4 tRNA genes are annotated in these 463 nt (G+C 51.6%); all 4 read right to left on the reverse strand.

Annotated elements, in window-relative coordinates:
* Window positions 1-43: 43 nt before the first annotated feature.
* Window positions 44-118: transfer RNA gene (locus ACSG5Z_RS29695), tRNA-Gly, on the reverse strand.
* Window positions 119-147: 29 nt separating this feature from the next.
* Window positions 148-228, reverse strand: a tRNA-Leu gene (locus ACSG5Z_RS29700).
* A gap of 23 nt (window positions 229-251) precedes the next feature.
* Window positions 252-327, reverse strand: a tRNA-His gene (locus ACSG5Z_RS29705).
* A 10-nt stretch (window positions 328-337) separates the two neighbouring features.
* Window positions 338-413 (reverse strand) — tRNA-Thr (locus ACSG5Z_RS29710).
* Between the last annotated feature and the right edge of the window lie 50 nt (window positions 414-463).

The raw sequence follows: 463 nt of genomic DNA on the forward strand, positions 1-463 counted from the left end.
TGCGTCTGCCTGTTCCGCCACCCCGGCATGTCATATTGAAAATTGGAGCGGAAGACGGGATTCGAACCCGCGACCCCAACCTTGGCAAGGTTGTATTCTACCACTGAACTACTTCCGCAAGACATGTATGAGTTATTTTATTAAAAGTGCGGGTGAAGGGAGTCGAACCCCCACGCCAAAGGCGCTAGATCCTAAGTCTAGTGCGTCTGCCAATTCCGCCACACCCGCATATTAATTATTCAAAGAAAAAATGGGGCGACTGATGGGAATCGAACCCACGAATGCCGGAGCCACAATCCGGTGCGTTAACCACTTCGCCACAACCGCCATGATTTTCTGGTGCCGACTAGAGGACTTGAACCCCCAACCTACTGATTACAAGTCAGTTGCTCTACCAATTGAGCTAAGTCGGCTAAATGGTGGAGGATGACGGGATCGAACCGCCGACCCCCTGCTTGTAAGG

Source organism: Bacillus pretiosus, from assembly GCF_051294775.1.
GTDB lineage: Bacteria > Bacillota > Bacilli > Bacillales > Bacillaceae_G > Bacillus_A > Bacillus_A wiedmannii.